At 34.8% G+C, this 2,829-nt stretch carries 3 protein-coding genes; 1 reads left to right on the forward strand and 2 read right to left on the reverse strand.

Annotated features, from left to right (window positions below):
- Nucleotides 1-174: 174 nt before the first annotated feature.
- Nucleotides 175-849, reverse strand: a complete 675-nt coding sequence (locus ACIQ2S_RS12690) for a sterol desaturase family protein (protein ID WP_396176564.1) — start codon at nucleotides 847-849, stop codon at nucleotides 175-177.
- A gap of 105 nt (nucleotides 850-954) precedes the next feature.
- On the reverse strand, nucleotides 955-1,965 hold the full coding sequence (locus tag ACIQ2S_RS12695) for a 3-oxoacyl-ACP synthase III family protein (protein ID WP_396176566.1): 1,011 nt from the start codon (nucleotides 1,963-1,965) through the stop codon (nucleotides 955-957).
- Between the two features lie 205 nt (nucleotides 1,966-2,170).
- Here ACIQ2S_RS12695 and ACIQ2S_RS12700 point away from each other — a divergent pair, with 205 nt between their 5' ends.
- The gene (locus tag ACIQ2S_RS12700; RefSeq protein WP_396176568.1) at nucleotides 2,171-2,809 is read left to right on the forward strand and encodes a hypothetical protein; all 639 of its coding nucleotides are present in this window, start codon (nucleotides 2,171-2,173) and stop codon (nucleotides 2,807-2,809) included.
- Nucleotides 2,810-2,829: the final 20 nt, after the last annotated feature.

Below are 2,829 nucleotides of genomic sequence, written 5' to 3' on the forward strand. Positions count from 1 at the left end.
ATAAAAAATGAAGATGGAGTAAGAATAGAGAGAACAAATCATTATCCAAATTTAGACATCTTTTTTTGGCTAGACTTGGAAATTTACAGCCCTCATGCTGGAGTAGAACCTATATATGATTGAAAATTTATTACAAAATCTAATGTTTTTTTATAAAAATATAAACGATAGCTTTTATTTATTCTCCTTCTTTTCAAACATTAATTCTTTTACTTTTTCCCTATCTTGTTTGTTTTTGGAAAGATCGAACATAGTCCCGAAAACACGGTCCCAAAAGGTATTGCTTACACCAAATCCCAAATGTTCGTCTTTGTAATGATGCAATTGGTGGTTTCGCCACAACGGTTGCATGAATTTAAAAGGTGGTTCAAAGGCGTGAAGGGCATAATGCATGGATGCATAAGAAAGATAACCAATCATGAATCCGGGGAAAAAAGCCCAATTATAAGTTCCTAAAAACAGATAATGAAACAAAAATAACAAGGTTGCCAAAATCAAACTCGGAACCAACGGCATGAACAATCGCTGTCTGTCGCGTGGATATTCATGATGGTTTCCATGTAAAATATAAGCCACTTTTTGTGTTTTGATATTATCACTCACCATGTGAAATAAAAATCGGTGAGCAATGTATTCAAAAAGCGTCCAATAAACCATCCCTGTGAAAAACAATAACAAAATATTTTGCATCGAAATACCGTATACTTCATGTGCTCGATATAACAGATAAGCTAAAATGGGAATATAGGTTCCCCAAATAATTGCAGGATGTGTTTTGGTAAGCATTTCCAAAAAATCACTTTGAAAAAGCCTGGCTTGTCCGGTGTGTTGTACTCTCTTCCGACTCATTATCATCACTTTTTTACAATCAAATTAGAGTGGAGAAATTTCATTAATTTCATAACTCTAATATAGTGCAAATGAAGTAAAAAAATAAAAATTATACAAAAAAAATTACCATCGAATAATCACACTTCCCCAAGTAAATCCGCTACCAAAAGCGGCTAAGACAACCAAGTCGCCTTTTTTAATTTTTCCTTGTTCCCACGCTTCTGTCAATGCAATTGGAATAGAAGCCGCAGTAGTATTTCCGAACTTTTGAATATTGTTATACACTTGCTCATCAGAAAGTTTAAACTTCGCTTGAATAAATTGCGAAATACGTAAATTAGCTTGATGTGGAATCAACATACTTATATCAGAAACGGATAAATTATTGGCTTGTAATCCTTCGTTAATGACTTCACTAAAACGAACCACCGCATTTTTAAACACAAATTGTCCGTTCATATAAGGAAAATAACTTTCATCGTTGGGGTCATTATCCTTTAAAATGTCGCTCACCCAACGTTTTCCCATTCCGGGAGCAATCAAAACTAATTCTTCGGCATGTTGGCCTTCTGAATGCAAATGCGTTGATAAAATTCCTTGCGTCAAATCTTCTTCTCTCGAAATTACAGCAGCTCCTGCTCCGTCGCCAAAAATAACCGAAACACCTCTGCCTCTATCAGTCATATCTAATCCATACGAATGTAACTCTGAACCGATGACCAATATATTTTTATACATTCCGGTTTTGATGTATTGATCAGCAATGGAAACGGCATAAACAAATCCGGAACATTGATTTCTAACATCCAAAGCACCAACCGTTCGCAAACCTAAATCACGTTGCACTAAAACTCCGGGACCCGGAAAATAATAATCCGGACTTAAAGTAGCAAATATGATAAAATCGATATCCTCTCGTGCTACTCCTGAACGTTCTATGGCAATTTCAGCTGCTTTTACACCCATCGAAGTGGTGGTATTTCCGTCACCTCTCACCACGTGTCTGCGTTCTTTTATTCCGGTTCGCTCTTGAATCCAAGCATCATTAGTGTCCATTATTTTAGACAAATCATCATTAGTAACCACATTTTCAGGAACATAATAACCTAACCCGGAAATTTTTGCATGATACATATACTAGTATTTTAATAAAAATTGACAAACAAATTTAACAATCTTCTAAAAGATGCGGATACAATATAGCACTTTTTTACAAATTATTGTGATTTGGCACAATTTATGGAACTTGGGAGTTAGGTCAAAATAAAAAATTTGGCGTTCTATTAAGAACATTCTACTGAAAATTAATTTATTTTTGAACTTTATAAATAAGTACTACATGTTTCGAGTAATTTTATTTGCACTGCTCTTCAGTTTAAATTTTGTGTCTGCACAAATAGACTCAGGTGTGAAGGTACCCTCCTTTGGTGCTTCCGGAACAAACGCAATTCCGCCGAAAGACAAATCGTTGGATTCAGGAATCAATTTCAAACCCAAATATAAAATTGGTGAAGAAAAAGACCCGGAACCTTTGATTCAATCAAAATCACCCGACATGACGCAGGACGATGGTTTAATGAAAGCCAAACATGATTACAATCCGAAATGGTTAGAAAACGACCGCGAGTCGAAAGATGAATACAAAAAAAGTCAGTATTTTGGTAGTTTTAATACAAAATCCAAAAAAATGGTTATTATGTGTCGCGACCATGAATATGTGGATGGTGATCGCGTTCGAATACTACAAAATGAACAGATTATTTATACAGACGTGTATTTAGAAGGTTCTTTTAAAGTTTTATCAATTGACTTAAAACCGGGATTAAATAAAATTGAATTTATCGCTTTAAACCAAGGATCTTCGGGACCAAATACGGCCGAATTTGCAGTAATTGACGAAACGGGTGTTCAAATTGTAAAAAACATTTGGAACTTGAACACAGGTATTAAAGCTTCTTTGATTGTAGTTAGTGAATAAGAGTTTATTTTCTTTTCTCT

It is taken from the genome of Flavobacterium sp., assembly GCF_044371705.1.
In the GTDB taxonomy this organism is placed as follows: domain Bacteria; phylum Bacteroidota; class Bacteroidia; order Flavobacteriales; family Flavobacteriaceae; genus Flavobacterium.